Below are 17,260 nucleotides of genomic sequence, written 5' to 3'. Positions count from 1 at the left end.
TGTTCCTTTGTCTATGGGATGCCGGACGGTCAACGAGCCGCCCACTCCGGGGCGCGCTTCTCCAGGAAGGCGGCGATACCTTCTCTTCGGTCTTCACTCAGATAGGGGTTCGGGGGTGCGTCCAGGCGCAGCGCCGCCGCCAGCGGTAACCCCTGGGCCCTGGTCCCCATGGCCTTGTATCGGCGAATCGTCAACGGCGCGTTCGAGCGCAAGGTCTCGGCGTAGTCACGTGCCGCGCGGTCCAGCGCGGCCGGCGGGACGACCCGGTTCACGAGGTGGACAGCCGCTGCCTCCGACGCTCCGATCCTGCGGCCGGTGAACAGCAGATCGTTGGCTACACCCAGCGGCACGATTCGTGGCAGCACGACCGACGCGAAGTTGGCACCGAATCCCCTTGTCACCTCGGGGAACCCGATCGACAGGTTATCGGCGGCGATCCGGATATCGGCCGCCAGCGCCAGCTCCGCGCCGCCGCCCAGCGTATGCCCGAAGATCGCCGCGATCACCGGTTTGGCGCATTCGACGATCACCTCGAACAGGTTGCGTTCCAGCCCGTGCATCGGCAGCGAATCCGCTGTCCCCGGATGCGACAGATCGTTCGCCCGCACCTCGCGCAGGTCACGTCCGACGCAGAATCCCCGGTCACCCTCGGCGCGCAAAACCACGACCCAGATATCGTTATCGTGGTGTGCGGCTTCGAAAGCCGAGATGAGCGCACTGATGGTCGCCGAACTCAGTGCGTTCATCCGGTCCACGTCGGTGAGGGAGATGGTCGCGATCTTGTCCTCGACTGTCACGGTGACGTTGGGACTCATGATTGTTGCCCCGAATTCTCGATGCGGGCGTCGAGTGCGACGATTCCCGCCGGGGTGACAACCACAGGATTGAGGTCCACGGAGATCATCTGCCCGTCGACTGCCCGGCCGAGAGCGATGAGAAGCTCGGCTACCTGGGTGAATCGCTCCGGTTCACGATGTTCGAGGAATCTTCCCATCGCGCACCTGCGCAGCGCGTCCCGCGCGGCCGATACGGTCAGCAACCGGGTGGGACATACCGCCGTATCCTGCAGTTGTTCCGCGGCGCCGCCGCCACTGCCCACCATCACCACCGACCCCACGTGCGGATCGAACACCGTGCCCACAATGAGCGAGGAGGTCGAGAGCACCGCTTTCTCCACCACGACCCCGTTCCCGGCGTCACACAGCTCGGTGAAATGCCGCGCCACGGAATCCTCATCGGTGACCCCGAGACGGATCAGCCCCGCCGCTGCCTTGTGCACGGTGCTCTCGACGTTCGCCTTCAGCACCACCGGATACCCGATCGTCCGGGCCGCCCTCATCGCGGCCTGTCCGTCGTGTACCAGCGCCGCGTCGGCGAACGGCACTCCTACCTCGCTCAGCGCCGATCTCGCGGTCCAGTAATCCACCGCGTGATCGGCCGCCAGCGCCGCGGCCGGCCGCTCGGGCTCCCGGCCCGGTACGACGGCTCGGCCTCTCGACCAGGCGCCGATCGCGTCGATCATCCGCGCCGAGCTGGGTAGAACCGGTCCGGCGAATGTCGTCAACCGATCGGCCAGGCCATCGGAGTATCCGGGAATATCCCAGTACGAGATGCCGATCCGGCTCCCGGTCGTGGACAGTCCGTCCAACAGTTGGTCGAGCAGCCCCCCTTCAGCGGGGACCGCCTGCGCGTTCAACGCCAGCAGGTGCACGTCGTAGTCGTTGAGGGTGATGAAGCCCGTCATGGCGTCCAGGGCATTCTGTTGCCGGCCGATCGCCTCCCCGGTCGGATCGAACGGGTTGCCCGCGCCCGCCAGCGTCAGTTTCTCGCCGACCAGTTCGGTGAAGGCCACGGATACCTCGGGCATCGCGATCCCGGCTTCGTCGGCGTGGTCGGCGATCACGGCGCCTTCCCCTCCCGACATACCGATCACGCCGAGACCGACCCGACTGCGGGGAGCGGCCCCCCAGTGCGTCGCGATCGCGGCGATCTCCCACAGCTGGTCGAGGTCGGCGGCCAGGATAACGCCCAACGCCTCCATCATCTCCCGCTCGACGGCCCAATTGCCCGCCAGCGACCCGGTGTGGGTGGCGATCGCCGACCTTCCCACCTCGCTGCGGCCGGTACGCAGCAGCACCACCGGCTTGCCCGCCCGCGCCGCGGACCGCAGCACGCTCTCGTAATCCGCGGGCGCACCCAAATCCTCGACCAGCATGGCCAGTACGGTGATGCGCGGATCGTCGACCGCCACCCGTGCGATGTCCCAGACCCCGATATCGGCCTGAACTCCGGTGGCGACAGCGAGCCCGATACCGACACCGTGCGATTGCGCCCGGTTGAACACCGCATTGTTCGCGGCGCCCGACTGCGAGATCAGCGCCACCGGTCCGGTACGGAGCCGGGCCGGTTCGAGATGGTTGGTGACCGCGCGCGGAACAAAGCTGTCATTGAGGTTCACCAGCCCGGTCGTGGACGGACCCAGGAGCGGAATCGGATGCCGCGAAAGGAAGTCCCGCAACTGCGCGGCCCGTCGCCGGCCCTCCGCGCCGGCCGCGCCCTCGCCGAAGCCCGAGGAGATGACGATCGCCGCGCGGGCTCCCGCGGCCACCGCCTCATCCAGCATCGGCACCACCGAATCGGCCTTCACGACGATCACCGCCTGGTCGATCGGTCCCGGCAGCGAACCGAGGTCCGGGTAGGCCCGGTAGCCGCCGACGACATCCCGCCGCGGGTTGATCGGATACACCTCGCCGGTGTATCCGTGCCGGCGGAGGTTGACGACGGTGCCACCGGTGAAGGCCTCACTGCGATCGTTGGCGCCCACTACCGCGATGCGTCGCGGATTCAGCAACGCACCCATGTCGTACTGCGTAGGCGCGGAATCGGTCTCGACAACGGTCATCGTCCTGCTGGTCCTTCCTGCTTCCAGATCAGCGCTCGCCGGGTGGCGACGGCCAGCAGCCGGTCGATGACGATGCCGACGAGCAATAGCGTGGCGACGGCCGCGAACGTGCCGGCGGAGTTGAATTGGCCGGAGTTGAGCGCGACCAGATGACCCAGGCCCCGGTTCGAGGCCAGGATCTCGGCGACCACCACAGCCACGAGCGCTTGCGGAACAGACAGTTTCAGCCCCGCGGTCACCCACACCAGGGCCGAGGGCAGCCGGACGCGGGTCGCGATGTCCCACTTGCTGCCACCCATCACCCGCATCGCGTCGATCAGGCCGCGATCGACATCCCGGATCCCGTAGTAGGTGTTGTAGAACATGAGGAAGAAGACAACCAATCCGCAGATCGCGAGCTGAAGTGGTCTCCCGATCCCGAACCACATCACGAACAACGGCACCAACGCGAGTTTGGGCAGGCTGTAGATCGAGGTGATGAACGGCTCGAAGATCTCGGCCAGTCGCGGTGAACCGCCGAGGACGTAGCCGACGACAATGGCCGCCGTCCCGCCGAGGGCGAAGCCGATAGCTGCCGACAGGAACGTACTGGACGCGTTGTACCACAGGGTTCCATCGCCCACCCAGCGCACCCAGACCTGCGCGATCTCGCTGGGCCGGCTGATGAAGAACTCGTCGATGACGCGTCCCGAGGCGAGCTCCCACAGCGCCAGCACTCCGATAACGATGGCGAGCCGGATCATCGGCACAGTCCATCGTGATCGTTTCTTCGGCACGGCGTCGGATTCGACCGGCACTCGGGCACCTCCCTCTCCGGCCGGGGCAGCGCCCCGGCGATCGGCGCCCGCCACCCCGCTTCCTCGTGTCCTTTTCTCCAGCAGGCTCATGACGCTTCCCTCGACATCGTTCGAGCCGCTCCCAGCGCGTCGTGCACCACTTTCTCCAGACGTACGAACTCGGGGTCGAATCGCAGTACTTCCATATCCCGGTCGGGGCCGAACGGCACGAGGTGCTCGGAAATCGGCGCCGCGGGCCTTCCACCCAATACGACGACGCGATCGGACAGCAATACGGCCTCGTAGATGTCATGGGTGATGAACAGCACGGCCTGCCCGGTGTCCGCCACCGTCCGCCGCAGTTCCCGATGCATCTGTGTCCGTAGCTGCGCGTCGAGTGCGGCGAACGGCTCGTCCATCAGCAGTAGCGCGGGTTCGTAGATCATGCTGCGCGCCAACAGCGCCCGCCTCTTCATTCCGCCCGAGAGCTGAGCCGGGAACTTGTCGGCGGCGTCCACCAGGTCCAGCAACTTCACCAGCGCGCCGACCTTCTCGCGAATCGAGGCCTTGGCGACTCCGCGTAGCCGGAGCGGCATCGCGATGTTGTCCTGCACAGTCCGCCACGGCAACAGCGTGTCGCCCTGCGTCATATAGCCGACATCGGTGTTCACTGTGCGAATCGCTCTGCCCCGGTAGACAACTCGCCCGCCGCGCACCGGCATGAGACCGGCGACCGCGTTCAGGATCGTGGACTTACCGCATCCGGACGGGCCGATCACGCTGACGAACTCGTTCGCGGCCATGTCCATACTGGTGTCGGCGATCACGTCGGGACCGTCGCCGAAACCCATCCGGATGCCGGACAGTTCCAGCAGAGTTTCGCTGCCCACTACCGCGCTCCCTGGTAGACCGAGTCGGCATAGTCCAGCGTGTATTTCTTGTCGCCGGTCGTCATGAAGTCCAGAATGGCGCCGAACTGCGCTTCGGTGACCAGCCCGTCGACGGGGTAGGCGTGCTGAGCCTGTTCCCACGCCAGGTCGAAAACCTTGCCGTCGAGGTCGGGGAACCAGTTCTGCCGCAGCAGCGCTCCCGCCGCCCCGGGGTCGTTCGCAATGGACTTCTCGACGTCGACAACGGTGTCGAACATGGCGCGGACCAGGTCCGGCTTGTTCGCGAGGGTCTTCTTGGAGGTGACCATCACCATGCCGATCTGGTGCCCGAGTAGCTCGTCCACGTCGCCCCGAGCCGTCGACAGCCACATCTGGGCCTCACCGGAGGCGATATTGGCCTCGATGACTCCGGCGCCGTAGAAGCCGCCGTCGAAGCGACCCTGCTTCACCCCGCCGACGATCGCGGACGGGTCCTGGACGCCGATGATCTCCACGTCTCTGTCCGGATCCAGACCACCATCGGCGACGATCTTCCGGAGCATCGTATTGTTGCCCGACCCCTCCGGCGAGGTCGCGATCTTCAAACCCTTCAGTGCCTTGATGCGCTCGAGCACCGGGGACTCCGCGGAGACGCCCGTACGTTCCGACACATCGTTTCGCAGGCCCAGGATCGACGCGTACCGGAGCGCACTCGCGACGATGACCAGGTCGCCGCCCTCCTGGATCGAGTCGATCGCGGTGGTCGCCGCGGGGAACGCGAAATCAGCATCGCCCGAGAGCACCGCGGCCACCATATTGCTGCTGGAGGTGCCCGTACCCTGATAGGTCACGTCGAGGCCGTGCGCCTTGCCGGCGTCCATCGAGTCGATGAGCTGGGGGACGGTGTAGCTCATCGATGCGCCGCCGCCGACGGCCGTCGCCGAGAGGAGCCCGCCCGCCGCGCCATCACCCGAAGATTTTTCGGGGGATACGCATCCCGCGACAACAGTGGTCGTCAGCACGGCCGCACAGAGCATCGTGAGGAGTTTGCTGGATCTGTTCATGAGTTGGACCTTCTCGAGAAGTGCTGTCTAGCGGTGGAGCTCGGAGACGAGGGTTTTCGGTGCCTCGACGCGGCAGGCTCGGAGGTATTCGCCGAGGCCTTTGGCCTGGCTGTCCAGCCGCAGTGAGGAGATCGCACCGCCGCCGAGAAGGCCGCGGATGACGAAGTTGACCGCCATCAGGTTCGGCAACTCGACGCGGTCGATGGACAGGTCGCCGGCCTCGGGCAGGAGCCGGCGCAGTTGCGGGACGGTCAGCCGGTCCCGTAACCACGGCCATACCTGACTGTCGTGCGCCCACACCCCGATATTCGCGTCACCGCCCTTGTCCCCGGACCGGGCGTGGGCGAGCGCGCCCAGACGAACCTCCACGAGGTTGTCATGATCATCGGCGGCGGGCTCGGCCGGCGCGTCGAACTCTTCCGCGTAAGCGCGCGTCACCGCCGGTGGCTCGATCGCCACGACGCTGCCGTCCTCGGCGATGACCTGATGGTCCGGGATCCCCTGGTCGATAGAGATGGCTCGGTAGGCGCCGCGCCGGATCGCCTTACCGGGCGGCGCGGTGAGGTAGATCCCGGGAAAGCTCGCCAGGGCCATTTCGACGATCGCGCTGGAGAACGACCGGCCGACAGCGGTCTCGTCGGTCCCCTGCACCACCACGCGGAGGAATCCGGTGGCCTCGTTCTGGCTCGTGGGCGCTTGCGCCTCACAGCCGATCAGCTCGACACATACCGCCGAGATCCCGGCGACGCCGGCGAGAGCGGCACGCACACCCTGTTCCAGAACCTGACGTTTGGCCGCGAAGTCCATGCCGGTGACACCGATGAGCATGGAGTTCTCCCAGTCCCCCTCGCCGGTCATCGCGACCTTGGTGGTCGGCGGCGGCGGGGCTCCCACCGTGCCGGATACCGTCACGGCATCGATTCCGGTCTGCTCCAGCGAGATCGTGCTCAGATCCGCCACGACATCGGGATTGGCATACCACCGCCCCTGCACCTCGTAGACCAGCTGCGCTGTCACAGTGTCGACCGAGACACGGCCGCCGGATGGTTCCGGTTTCGAGACGACCACCGTGCCGTCCCCGGCGATGTCGGCGACGGGAAAGGCGAGGTCCGACAGTGCCGTGGCGTCGAATCCGGAGAAGTTACCGCCGGTGACCTGCGTCCCGCATTCGATGAGGTGGCCCGCGATCAGCGCACCGGCCAGTGGGTCCCACGCGTCCCGGTCCCACCCGTGCCACCAGGCGGCGGCGCCGACCACCAGCGACGCATCCGCCACGCGGCCGCAGACGACTATTCGCGCGCCGTCCGCCAACGCTCGGGCGATACCCCAGCCGCCGAGGTAGGCGTTGGCGGTCACCGGGCAGAAGTCGTCGAAGCGCGTCACCGCGTCCGACCCGGCAACCTGATCCAGCACATCGTCGCCGACGACCGTGGCGACCGGAATGGGATGTCCCCCGGCCTGCGCCAGCTCACGCACCGCCGCGGCCAGACCGCGGGGGTGTAAGCCCCCGGCATTGACCACGATCCGCGCATCGCCACCGGCGAACTCGGCGAGTACCGGCCGCAGCTGGGCCAGGAAACCGGCGGCGTATCCGGCACCGGGATTCCGGTCGCGCTGCTTCGCCAGAACACTCATGGTGACCTCCGCGAGGTAGTCACCAGTGAGGACGTCTGCCTCCGCGGTCCGGATCATCTGAGCCAACGCGCTGGCACGGTCCCCGAAGAAGCCGGAGAAGTTGGCGATTCGAATAGGTCTCATCGACGATTCCTTACGTATATACGTATTGGAACTTGTATATATCGAACCGTAAGTGACGTAGACCACGCCGTCAATACCGCGCCGCGAACACGGACCGAACCACCACGGGTAATGAACCGGCCGCCGACGACGACGCAAGAGGTAGACAGAGGCGAGATCGCGCACGAACAGAAACTGGTCGGCGGCCGCGGTGACGGACTGGCCGAGACGCGTCGGGACCGGCCTCGCAGGGCGGACCTGCCGTACACCGGACAGCCACCCGCCCCGGTCGCCGCCAATCCCATCGTCCAGCCGGATAATTCACGGTTGCAGGCCGACCTCGAGGTTCCCCTCACCTATCCGGCCGAAATCGTGATCACCTCGGTCGATTCCCCCGCCGAAGTGATCGGCCCGCTACACGACCCGGCATCCTCAGATCGCGCTGAATTACGTGGCTTACGTTTTCTACCGCTCTGGCGACCCTCGGAAGCAGTTCCGGAATCGCCCTATCCAGCATCGCGATCCGCACACCAGATGTACTGACCTGAGAGGTTGGGAACGCGGGCCGCTGCGGGTGCGCGACACCCGGTTCTGATCCCCGCCCATCGTGGGGACGACCCGATCCCCGAGCAGCCCGACAGCGAGACCGGTGACGCATTCGAGCGCCCCGATCCGACGACGAGTACTAGGAAAGGGCCGGGAACCTGCGCGCGGTGGAAGCGTTCGAGGCGTTCCTCGCATCGGTAGTCGTCACACCGATCCGCGCACGGCCGGACTCGCTGCACTCCCGAACAAGCATGGGATATGCATCGCACGACTCGGAGCGCTGCTGGACGCCAGAGCGCAGAAGACACGAGGGCGGTGAGCCAGAAAAGAGGCGTGGCCTTCGCGCTCATCTTCGGCCGATGACGGCGGGGTTGCCCTCGCTCCAACTACTGCTCAGGCTGCGCGAGACGAATCGCCAGCCGTTCGTAGTGCGCCGCAACCGGTCGTGGTAGCTTCCGCCTGCGAGGAAATTCTCACCACCGGACAGGCCCCGACATATGTGTTGGGCATGGTAATAGCAGGTGTGCTCCGCCTCGCCTGCATGCAGAGTGATGACATGGTTTCCGTTCAAGTGCTGGGTGACGTCGAGCCGTTCGAGACCGGCGCTGATCCGGGCGACGATCGCGGCGGGGCCGTCGTGCTGTTCGCCTGTTGCGCTGTACTCCCAGCGTGCGTCATCGGTGAACAACACGGCCAGCATCTCCCAGTCCTTGGTGTCTACCGCCGTCGCGTATGCCACCACCGTATCCAGGATCGCGGCACGGTCTGTGAGCTCCCGGAACTGCGGGGAAATAGGGGACATATGGCTCCGCCTCGTCTGTTGGTGCATGATTTGTTACTGGGTACATGATCAGCCACCATGGACAGGCGCGGAAGAAGGCACTTTTATGTCCCACAGTCACATCGATGTGCCGGCCCTGGCCAGCGAAGCTTGCCCGGTCTCGGAGGTCCTCGACCACGTCTCCGGAAAGTGGAGTATCGGCATCTTGGTCGCGGCCGCGCAAGGACCGGTCCGTTTCACAGAACTCGAGCGATCGATACGGGGAATCAGCCGACGCATGCTCACGCTGAAGCTGCGGAGGTTGGAGCGCGACGGACTGCTTACCCGCACCGTGTACCCCACAGTTCCACCGAAGGTCGAGTACACCCTCACCGAGATGGCCAGAGAGCTGCACGAATCCCTGTTGACCCTGACCGGGTGGGCGACCCGGCACCGGAGCGCCATCGCCGCCGCACAAGCCGAGTACGACAGTCGACCGGACTAGGCCGCGTTTCATAAGCCCGATGGTGTGGGATGGAACCCGTTGTCCGGGTTGAGAAGTTGGTGATGTGGCGAGGTCTCCGGTAGTTGGTTGAACGACCAAGCACAACCGGAAACCAACCGGAGACCTCGTGAACAGCGTAACGGCAACGTGCCGTGCGGATCTGACTGATGCTCAGTGGGCGAAACTGAAACCGCTACTACCTGCTGGTATGAAGCCGGGTCGGCCACCGCGGTGGTCGAAACGCCGGTTGATCGACGGGATCCGGTGGCGGATCCGGACCGGCAGCCCGTGGCGTGATATTCCGACAACGTATGGGCCGTGGCAGACGGTGTACGGGTTGTTCCGCCGCTGGCAGCGTGACGGCACGTGGGAATCGATACTGACCGCGCTGCAAGCCCACGCCGACGCGGGCGGCGAGATCGAGTGGACGGTGAGCGTGGACTCCACGATCGCCCGTGCGCACCAGCATGCGGCGGGTGCCCGCCGCGACTTCGACGGTCAGGTCGAACCGGCGGGTGGTTTCGACGACGAACCCGCTGACCACGGTCTGGGACGGTCGCGGGGTGGGTTCACCACGAAGCTGCATCTGGCCGCCGACCAGGGCCAGCGGCCGTTGGCTCTGGTGATCACACCTGGTCAGTGGGCCGATTGCCCGCAGTTCACGACGGTGCTCGGCGAAATACGGGTGCCGCGACTCGGGGTCGGTGGCACCCGGTCGCGACCGGATCGGGTCCTGGCCGACAAAGCCTATTCCTCGGCGGCCAACCGTGCTTACCTGCGGCAACGCGGGATCAAGGCAACCATCCCGATCAAGGCGGACCAGGCAGCGCATCGCGTGGCCAAAGGAAACGCTGGCGGCCGGCCGCCAGCGTTCGACCCGAACCTCTACAAACTGCGCCACGCCGTGGAATGCACGATCAGCCGCCTCAAACAGCACCGCGCAGTCGCCACCCGCTATGACAAACTCGCTGTCCGCTACCTGGCCACGGTCCGCGTCGCCGCAATCAACCTGTGGTTATCCGGCCACGACTTATGAAACGCGGCCTAGGGCCTGTGTCGAAGTAACAGGTGGGGTGGCACCGCTATGCGGTGCCACCCCACCTGCTGATTTCTGAAACATCTTGGCCGCGTTGGCAAATAGGCGAGGTCTCCGGTAAGTCGGTTGAACGACCAAGTAAAACCGAAGACCGACCGGAGACCTCATGGCCAGCGTAGCGGTGACGGGGCGCGCGGATCTGACCGATGCGCAATGGGCGCGGTTGCAGCCGCTGCTGCCCCGTAACCAGAAGACGGGCCGTCCGCCCGTGTGGACGAAACGACAACTCATCAACGGAATCAGATGGCGCACCCGCGTCGGTTGCCCGTGGCGCGATATCCCAGCCCACTACGGATCCTGGTCGGCGATCTATGGGCTTTTCCGGCGATGGCAGCGAACCGGAGCTTGGGCAGTGATCCTGAAAACGCTGCAAGCCTGCGCCGAGGCCGCCGGTGCGATCAGATGGCAGATCAGCGTCGACTCCACGATCATGCGAGCCCATCAGCACGCGGCCGGGGCCCGCCGCGACCCCGACAATCAAGCTGAACCACCGAGCGGCCCCGGTGAGCGCGAACCCGGTGACCATGCCCTGGGCCGGTCACGAGGCGGATGGACAACAAAACTACATTTGACCTGCGAGGACCGTTGCCGGGTGATGAGCATGCTGCTCACCGGCGGCCAGGCCGGCGACAGTCCGCACTTCGCGGCGGTCCTCGACCGGATCCAGATCCCCGCATCCGGGAGCCGGGCCCGCCGACGACCGGATCGCGTACTGGCCGACAAGGCGTACTCCAGTCGCGGCAACCGCAACTGGCTGCGTCGGCGCGGGATCAAAGCCACGATCCCGGTGCCCGACGGTCAAGCCGGCCACCGCCGGGCCCGCGGTTCGGCCGGTGGACGACCACCGGCGTTCGATCCGGTGATCTACCGTGACCGCAACACCATCGAACGCGGCATCAACCAGCTCAAACAACACCGTGCAGTCGCCACCCGATTCGACAAACTCGCCGTCCGCTACCTCGCAACCATCCACATCGCCGCGATCAACCAATGGCTCCGCCACCCATGAGCAGTGGGCGGGCCGTCGGCCCGCCCACTGCTCACCACTTCGACACACGCCCTAGTGTTCCGCGCCTGAAATACGTTGGCTAATTGCAGGATTCGGCGGTGACGAAAACGGAGCGGCCGGAGTTGGTGCGGGGTGCGCGGCGGCGACTTCGACGCAGGCGTACGCCTTGCGGTGCCGGATCGTGTTGGCGTGCGCGGAGCCGGGTGCGGCGAACGCGCATGTGGCGGCAGCAGTGGGTGTTACGCCGATTACCGTGGCGAAGTGGCGGAAGCGCTTCACCGTGCGCTCGGCAACCCCCAAGGTCTCTGCCGTCAACCGCATATGGTCACTGGTACCCGCTGACATTCTCGTGTCGCCTCACAGTGCCGGTACCTGGATGGTTATCGGTGTCCGACAATCGGCTCGGATCTCGGTGTGGAGGACCTGCTCACCGCGCTCCTGGAGAGCGCACCGCCCATGGAGGTGCACTGGAAGCAGCGGGAGCTGGGAGCTTTGACCTTCGATGAAGTGCGGCATCTGGCACGGTCGGTCGTTCCCGGCCCGGTCGCCGGTGAGCACGGTCCAGCTAAGCCGGCAACCGTGACCTTCGAGGTATCCGGTCGGCATGCCGAGGAATTCATCGCGATGATCGAGCAGAACTCCTGACCACTGTTCGTCCTTCGAGGCATGTCTATATGGGGCACAACCCAGTTGGACGGTGCTCCCGGGCGCTTCTCGACCGACCGTCCGGCCGAACGGTCGGGTATCTCGTCTCTACCTGCGCAACGAGCCGGATACAGGTCCGGCCTATCGCTGAAGACGAGCGGATACCGATCGGCGGTGCGCGAGCGAATGCATGCCGCCGCCTGTCAGCCGCGCGGGGCCGCGCCGTGCAGGAGCGTATCGACGATACGAGCGGCCAGGGTGTCGGAGTCGCTGCCTTCGGCGTTGCCGTGCAGCGACTCTCCGATCAGCGCGTAGTAGACCCGGCGCACCCAGTCGAGGTCTGCGGCCGCGTCGATGAGTTCGTCCGCCTTGGCCCGTTCCAGCACCGCGATGCAGTGCTGGGCCATGGCCGCGTGCAGGGTTGCCGCGTCACTATCGGGGTCGGGCCGCACGCCGAGGGCAAAGGTCCAAGCGCCCTTCACCTCCAGGACATTGGCGGTGATCTGGTGCAGCGCGACCAGCGGCGGCGCGGTGTCGGGACGGCCGGATTCGACCGCGGCCGTGAGTTGGCGAGCGGCTGAATCGACCAAGGCGTCGACGAGGGCCTGCCGGTGAGCGAATCGTCGATGGATCGTCGCCCGGGACACGCCCGCGGCCGCCGCGATCTGCTCCATGGACGCTCCGGGGTCCGCGGACAACAGGCGTTCGGCCGCCTCCAGGATCGCCCGCACGCTGCGCTCCGCGTCGGCGCGCAGCGGCCGCGCCGTGGTCTCGCTCATGAAGCCTCCTCTCGACCGCCGACCCGGAAAACGCTACACGAACCCGCAACTACAAAGATAACTGAGTCATACGAGTTGCAGTTATAGATTAAATGAGTACAGTTTGTCTCACTTACCGGCTCAACGAAGGAACGATCATGCGTAGTACGGCTCTTGTCACCGGCGCCTCGTCCGGTCTCGGCGCGGAGTTCGCCGCCCAGCTCGCCGCCCGGGGGCACGACCTGATCCTGGTCGCGCGCTCCGAGGAACGGCTCACCGCGGTGGCCCAACGCCTGGCCGCCGAGCACGGCATCGGCGCCCACGTGCTCGTGCAGGACCTCGCCGAGCCCGACGCGGCCCGGCGCATCACCGAACGGCTAACCCATGACGGACTGCAGGTCGACCTGCTGGTGAACAACGCGGGATTCGGCACCTGCGGCCGATTCGAGGACATCGCCTCCGACCGCGATCACGACCAGCTCATGGTGAACGTCGTCGCCTTGGTCGACCTCACCCACGCGCTGATCCCGGGCATGCTGGCCCGCGGCACGGGCGCGGTCGTCAACGTCGCCTCCACCGCGGGTTTCCAGCCCGCACCGTACTTCGCGGTCTACAGCGCCGCCAAAGGATTCGTCCTCAACTTCGGCCTCGCTCTGCGCGAGGAATACCGGCGCCGGGGCATCCGGGTGCTCACCGTGTGCCCCGGCCCCGTCGACACTCCGTTCTTCGACACTATCGGCACGCGCGAAGCGGCGGTGAACGGTTCGATGTCTACACCGGAACCGGTGGTGCGCACCGCCTTGCGCGCCCTGGACCGCGACCGCGGTTACGTCACTCCTGGACTCGGCAACGCAGTGGCGGCACACCTGACACCGCGCCGCCCACGTACCGTGGTCGCCACCATCGCCGAACGCGTCACCCGGAAGGTCCTCACCTCCCCGGTGCCGGTACACATGGCGTGAACAATCTCGTCGCATCGGCGCGGCGCTGTCGGTGACCGGCTCCCCCTTCACAGTTCGCGGCGCCGGGCCACCAACACCGTTCGTATGTCGTGCACCGGTGGGCCCGGACGGCCGGGGCCGTGTGGGGCCGCGTCGGTCGGCAGGGGAATGTCAGGGGCAGACCGCGATCTCGGCGATGCCGTTGCTGAGCACCACACCGGTGCCACGCACGATCTCGAATGCGTAAGTGGTGACACCGTTCTCGATGCCGGCCCTCCGGATGCGGGTCGCGAGGTCGTCGTCTGGGAACTTGGTGATCACCGGCTCAGCGGGGGTCGGCGCGACCGGTTGTCGTCGAGTTGGGTGCCCGGTGGGTCGGTGACCGCCGCGAGCAGACGCCGGGCGAAGGTCTCCAACCCGCTCAGGAAGCCGGCGGGCGCCGCCACGGTGAAATCGGTGTCCAGGAAAGCGAGTACGCCGACCAGCCACTGCCAGGTGTCCAACCGGACTGTGACAGAGGTGTGCCGGTCGTCGTGGGCGGCGATCTCGGCATGCTGGTAGGCCAGCGCGTCCGCGACCCGCTCCGGCGGCGCCGCCACCAGCAGATCGACGCGCCGCTTACCGGTATCGAGGCCGCGCTGCAGGTAGTCGACAGCGGTATCGGCCGGTAGCGGGCGCAGCTCGTACCGGGCGCCGGTATTCAGCAACTCGCTGAGACGATCCACCCGGAACACACGCCAGTCCGTGCGACCGGTATCCCAGGCGAGCAGATACCAGCGCAGGTGCTGATGGATCTGGCGGTAGGGGTGGACCCTTCGGAGGCTCGTCGCACCGCGGACATCGGTGTAACCGAAGGTCACGATCTCGCGGTCGGCGATAGCGGCAGCCAAGGTGGCGAGGTGTTCCGGCGACACCCCGGGCGCGGAATGCCGACCCGTGTCCAGACCGGCACGCATCGCCGCCACCCGGGGCTGGAGCCGGGCGGGCAGGAATTGGTCGATCTTGCCGTAGGCGCGGGTCGCGGCATCGTCGAGCCCGCCCGCGGTCGCGGGGCCGGTGGCGCCGAGTGCGGCCAAGCCGAGCAGGGTGGCGATCGCCTCGTCGTCGTCGAGGACCAGGGGCGGCATCGTGCGCCCGGCCCGGAGCCGGTAATAGCCGCCGGGACCTGGGCGAGTCTCCACCGGATAGCCGTAACGGCGGAGCCGCTCGATATCCCGGCGCAGCGTCCGGGGGCTGCTGTCGAGCCGACGGGCCAGCTCCGCACCCGAGTAGACGCCGCCGGTCTGCAGTGTCGACAACAGCGCCAGCATTCGTTCGGTCACATCCGCCACCGGTCCGATTCTTCCGTGAATCGCGGCCGGAAACCGGCCACATCTGTCCCTAGCGTCTGATCCATGGATACGAGCAACATCACCATTCGCGGCGCACGCACCCACAACCTGACCGGTCTCGACCTCGATATCCCCCGCCACCGGCTTGTCGTATTCGTCGGCCGATCCGGTTCCGGGAAATCGTCACTGGTGTTCGACACCGTCGCGGCGGAAGCCGGCTACCAGCTCAACGAGACCTATCCCCCGTTCGTGCGCAACCGGTTGCCGAAATGGGCGCGGCCCCCGGTCGACCGCATAGACGGAGTGTCGCCGGTTGTGGTGATCGATCAGCGGCGCATCGGCGGCAATGCCCGTTCGACGGTCGGCACGATCACCGACACCTGGACCTACCTGCGCCTGCTGTACTCCCGGATCGGGGAGCCGTGGGCCGGGGAATCCGATCACTTCTCCTTCAACGAGCCGGCGGGCATGTGCCGGGCCTGCGCCGGGTTGGGCGAAGTGGTGGTGAGCGCGACCGAACGGTTCCTCGACCTGAACAGAAGCCTCGCCGACGGCGCGATTCTGCTGCCCGGATTCGGCCACGGCGGCTACTGGTACGAGCAGTACGCGGGTATCGGCGTCTTCGACCCCGATACCCCGCTGCGGGTGTGGTCAGAGACCGAACGCGACGCGCTGCTGTACGGCGGCTCTGCCGCGGACCGACTCGGCCGCCGCCCGCCCAAGGACTACGAGGGCATCGTCGAGCGGTTCGAACGAATTCATCTGCACACCTCCGACAACCTGTCCGAGCGCAAACAGGAGACGATCCGCCGGTTCACCCGCTCCGAATGCTGCGCCGCATGCGGCGGTGACCGGCTGAACGAAGAGTCGCGCGCCGTGACCGTCCTCGGCCACACGATCGGAGAGATGGCCAGGTGGGAGGTCGGCGAGCTCGCCGACCTCGTCGCGACCATCCGAGTGCCGCAGGTCGCACCTGTGGTCGAGGCGTTGCGTGCCCGGTTGGACGCGATGACCACCATCGGTCTCGGTTACCTCACCCTCGGCCGCGCCACCACGACACTGTCCGGCGGCGAATCACAACGGATCAAGACGGTGAAACACCTCGGTTCCAGCCTCATCGAAATGACCTACGTGGTGGACGAACCGACCGTCGGCCTGCATCCCACCGATGTGGCATCGATGACGCGGCTGCTCGCCCGGTTACGCGACAGCGGAAACAGTGTGCTTGTCGTGGAACACGATCCGGCCGTGATGGCGTGCGCCGATCAGATCGTGGAACTCGGTCCCGGCGCCGGCGCCGAGGGGGGCAGGCTGGTGTTCCAGGGTACGTTCGCCGACCTGCGCGCCGCCGATACGCCGACGGCGCGCGCACTGGCGCGACAGCGGACCGCACGCCGAGAGCCACGGCAGGCGACCGGCAAACTCACCGTGGCCGAGGCGTACCGCAACAACCTGTGTGGCGTCACCGTCGACATCCCGACCGGCGTACTGACCGTGCTCACCGGGGTCGCAGGTTCCGGGAAATCCAGTCTGGCCGCCGAATTCGCCTCCCGGCACGAGGCGATAGCCCTCGACCAGAAACCGGTGAGCGCCAACCGGCGATCCACTCCGCTCACCTATACCGGTATCGCCCCCGCTGTCCGCAAACTCTTCGCCCGCCACAACCGAGCGCCCGCCGCATTGTTCAGCGCCAACTCTGCGGGTGGCTGTCCGAACTGTGGCGGACTCGGTGTCATCTATACCGATCTTGCGTTCCTCGACGGTCAGCAGACCGTTTGCGACAGCTGCCACGGGCGACGCTTCACCCCGGAGGCGCTCTCCCACACGGTGGACGGCCTGTCCATCGCCGATGTCGACGACCTCACCGTCGCCGAGGCCATCGAGCGACTGCCCGAGCCGGCCATCACCCGAGCCCTGGAACGGCTCGCCGAAGTCGGCCTCGGATACCTGCGGCTGGGCGAACCGCTGAGCGGACTGTCCGGCGGCGAATGCCAGCGGCTCAAGATCGCCAGAGAACTCCGCGAAGCTGCGGAACCGGCGGTGTATCTGCTGGACGAGCCGACCACCGGTCTGCATCCGGCCGATATCGAGACGCTGTTGCGAGTGGTCGACGCCCTCGTGGACTCCGGCCACACCGTAGTCGTCATCGAGCACGACCTCGAGGTGATCCGGCACGCCGACTGGTTGATCGACCTCGGTCCGAGACCGGGCAGGCATGGCGGGACGGTGCTCTTCGAAGGTCCCGTAGCCCACTACACGGGTCACGCGACGCCCACCTCGCGGGCACTCGACGCCTCGCGCAGTGAGTAGCCGGTCAGGTG

General features: G+C 66.7%; 18 protein-coding genes. 8 read left to right on the top strand and 10 right to left on the bottom strand.

Going from position 1 to position 17,260, the window contains the following annotated elements:
• Nucleotides 1-29: 29 nt before the first annotated feature.
• From OG804_RS02895 to OG804_RS02870, 6 genes are all read right to left on the bottom strand, one after another.
• Entirely contained in the window at nt 30-815 is a 786-nt protein-coding gene (locus tag OG804_RS02895; RefSeq protein ID WP_328393553.1) for an enoyl-CoA hydratase/isomerase family protein, read from the bottom strand.
• The gene (locus OG804_RS02890; RefSeq protein WP_328393551.1) at nt 812-2,902 is read right to left on the bottom strand and encodes an acetate--CoA ligase family protein; all 2,091 of its coding nucleotides are present in this window, start codon (nt 2,900-2,902) and stop codon (nt 812-814) included. Before OG804_RS02890 ends, OG804_RS02895 begins: the two co-directional genes overlap by 4 nt.
• Nucleotides 2,899-3,699 (bottom strand): ABC transporter permease, encoded by an 801-nt coding sequence (locus OG804_RS02885; protein ID WP_328393549.1) that lies wholly within the window; start codon nt 3,697-3,699, stop codon nt 2,899-2,901. The genes OG804_RS02890 and OG804_RS02885 overlap by 4 nt, the downstream gene beginning before the upstream one ends.
• 86 nt (nt 3,700-3,785) lie before the next feature.
• Nucleotides 3,786-4,568, bottom strand: coding sequence for an ABC transporter ATP-binding protein (locus OG804_RS02880; protein ID WP_328393547.1), 783 nt, complete (start codon nt 4,566-4,568; stop codon nt 3,786-3,788).
• Nucleotides 4,568-5,611, bottom strand: a complete 1,044-nt coding sequence (locus OG804_RS02875; protein WP_328393545.1) for an ABC transporter substrate-binding protein — start codon at nt 5,609-5,611, stop codon at nt 4,568-4,570. Before OG804_RS02875 ends, OG804_RS02880 begins: the two co-directional genes overlap by 1 nt.
• A 27-nt stretch (nt 5,612-5,638) precedes the next feature.
• Nucleotides 5,639-7,369 (bottom strand): acyclic terpene utilization AtuA family protein, encoded by a 1,731-nt coding sequence (locus OG804_RS02870; protein WP_328393543.1) that lies wholly within the window; start codon nt 7,367-7,369, stop codon nt 5,639-5,641.
• 111 nt (nt 7,370-7,480) lie between these two features.
• Between OG804_RS02870 and OG804_RS02865 the strand changes: the two genes are divergently transcribed.
• Complete coding sequence (locus OG804_RS02865) at nt 7,481-7,891, top strand: hypothetical protein (protein WP_328393541.1); 411 nt, start codon at nt 7,481-7,483, stop codon at nt 7,889-7,891.
• Between the two features lie 349 nt (nt 7,892-8,240).
• On the opposite strand, the gene OG804_RS02860 is transcribed toward OG804_RS02865, so the two are convergent.
• On the bottom strand, nt 8,241-8,696 hold the full coding sequence (locus OG804_RS02860; protein WP_328393539.1) for a nuclear transport factor 2 family protein: 456 nt from the start codon (nt 8,694-8,696) through the stop codon (nt 8,241-8,243).
• Between the two features lie 85 nt (nt 8,697-8,781).
• On the opposite strand from OG804_RS02860, the gene OG804_RS02855 reads away from it, so the two are divergent.
• The 5 genes from OG804_RS02855 (at nt 8,782) to OG804_RS02840 (ending at nt 11,909) form a co-directional block, all read left to right on the top strand.
• Nucleotides 8,782-9,159, top strand: a complete 378-nt coding sequence (locus tag OG804_RS02855) for a winged helix-turn-helix transcriptional regulator (protein ID WP_328393538.1) — start codon at nt 8,782-8,784, stop codon at nt 9,157-9,159.
• Between the two features lie 127 nt (nt 9,160-9,286).
• On the top strand, nt 9,287-10,195 hold the full coding sequence (locus OG804_RS02850; RefSeq protein ID WP_328391131.1) for an IS5 family transposase: 909 nt from the start codon (nt 9,287-9,289) through the stop codon (nt 10,193-10,195).
• Between the two features lie 166 nt (nt 10,196-10,361).
• Nucleotides 10,362-11,264 (top strand): IS5 family transposase, encoded by a 903-nt coding sequence (locus tag OG804_RS02845; protein ID WP_328393244.1) that lies wholly within the window; start codon nt 10,362-10,364, stop codon nt 11,262-11,264.
• A 166-nt stretch (nt 11,265-11,430) separates the two neighbouring features.
• Nucleotides 11,431-11,760 (top strand): helix-turn-helix domain-containing protein, encoded by a 330-nt coding sequence (locus OG804_RS32270; RefSeq protein ID WP_442941731.1) that lies wholly within the window; start codon nt 11,431-11,433, stop codon nt 11,758-11,760.
• Nucleotides 11,679-11,909 carry a hypothetical protein gene (locus tag OG804_RS02840; protein WP_328393536.1) on the top strand — a complete coding sequence of 77 codons (231 nt, stop codon included), beginning with the start codon at nt 11,679-11,681 and terminating at the stop codon, nt 11,907-11,909. Before OG804_RS32270 ends, OG804_RS02840 begins: the two co-directional genes overlap by 82 nt.
• Nucleotides 11,910-12,112: 203 nt before the next feature.
• On the opposite strand, the gene OG804_RS02835 is transcribed toward OG804_RS02840, so the two are convergent.
• Entirely contained in the window at nt 12,113-12,688 is a 576-nt protein-coding gene (locus OG804_RS02835; RefSeq protein ID WP_328393534.1) for a TetR/AcrR family transcriptional regulator, read from the bottom strand.
• 137 nt (nt 12,689-12,825) lie between these two features.
• Between OG804_RS02835 and OG804_RS02830 the strand changes: the two genes are divergently transcribed.
• On the top strand, nt 12,826-13,629 hold the full coding sequence (locus OG804_RS02830) for an SDR family NAD(P)-dependent oxidoreductase (protein ID WP_328393532.1): 804 nt from the start codon (nt 12,826-12,828) through the stop codon (nt 13,627-13,629).
• A gap of 150 nt (nt 13,630-13,779) precedes the next feature.
• Here the strand turns inward: OG804_RS02830 and OG804_RS02825 are convergent, their stop codons facing one another.
• Nucleotides 13,780-13,929 (bottom strand): hypothetical protein, encoded by a 150-nt coding sequence (locus tag OG804_RS02825; RefSeq protein WP_328393530.1) that lies wholly within the window; start codon nt 13,927-13,929, stop codon nt 13,780-13,782.
• Nucleotides 13,926-14,939: a helix-turn-helix transcriptional regulator gene (locus OG804_RS02820; RefSeq protein ID WP_328393528.1), complete on the bottom strand. Its 1,014-nt coding sequence runs from the start codon at nt 14,937-14,939 to the stop codon at nt 13,926-13,928. The genes OG804_RS02825 and OG804_RS02820 overlap by 4 nt, the downstream gene beginning before the upstream one ends.
• A 63-nt stretch (nt 14,940-15,002) precedes the next feature.
• On the opposite strand from OG804_RS02820, the gene OG804_RS02815 reads away from it, so the two are divergent.
• Nucleotides 15,003-17,249 (top strand): excinuclease ABC subunit UvrA, encoded by a 2,247-nt coding sequence (locus OG804_RS02815; RefSeq protein ID WP_328393526.1) that lies wholly within the window; start codon nt 15,003-15,005, stop codon nt 17,247-17,249.
• The last annotated feature ends 11 nt before the right edge of the window (nt 17,250-17,260 follow it).

Origin of the sequence: Nocardia sp. NBC_00416, assembly GCF_036032445.1 — a bacterium.
Classification (GTDB): domain Bacteria; phylum Actinomycetota; class Actinomycetes; order Mycobacteriales; family Mycobacteriaceae; genus Nocardia.
This window is presented reverse-complemented; position numbering and strand designations above follow the sequence as displayed.

Excerpts from the sequence above, each read along its gene's own strand:
- OG804_RS02895 (WP_328393553.1), bottom strand. The coding sequence starts at position 815 with ATGAGTCCCAACGTCACCGTGACAGTCGAGGACAAGATCGCGACCATC.
- OG804_RS02890 (WP_328393551.1), bottom strand. The coding sequence starts at position 2,902 with ATGACCGTTGTCGAGACCGATTCCGCGCCTACGCAGTACGACATGGGT.
- OG804_RS02875 (WP_328393545.1), bottom strand. The coding sequence starts at position 5,611 with ATGAACAGATCCAGCAAACTCCTCACGATGCTCTGTGCGGCCGTGCTG.
- OG804_RS02870 (WP_328393543.1), bottom strand. The coding sequence starts at position 7,369 with ATGAGACCTATTCGAATCGCCAACTTCTCCGGCTTCTTCGGGGACCGT.
- OG804_RS02865 (WP_328393541.1), top strand. The coding sequence starts at position 7,481 with ATGAACCGGCCGCCGACGACGACGCAAGAGGTAGACAGAGGCGAGATC.
- OG804_RS02860 (WP_328393539.1), bottom strand. The coding sequence starts at position 8,696 with ATGTCCCCTATTTCCCCGCAGTTCCGGGAGCTCACAGACCGTGCCGCG.
- OG804_RS02855 (WP_328393538.1), top strand. The coding sequence starts at position 8,782 with ATGTCCCACAGTCACATCGATGTGCCGGCCCTGGCCAGCGAAGCTTGC.
- OG804_RS02845 (WP_328393244.1), top strand. The coding sequence starts at position 10,362 with ATGGCCAGCGTAGCGGTGACGGGGCGCGCGGATCTGACCGATGCGCAA.
- OG804_RS02835 (WP_328393534.1), bottom strand. The coding sequence starts at position 12,688 with ATGAGCGAGACCACGGCGCGGCCGCTGCGCGCCGACGCGGAGCGCAGC.
- OG804_RS02830 (WP_328393532.1), top strand. The coding sequence starts at position 12,826 with ATGCGTAGTACGGCTCTTGTCACCGGCGCCTCGTCCGGTCTCGGCGCG.
- OG804_RS02815 (WP_328393526.1), top strand. The coding sequence starts at position 15,003 with ATGGATACGAGCAACATCACCATTCGCGGCGCACGCACCCACAACCTG.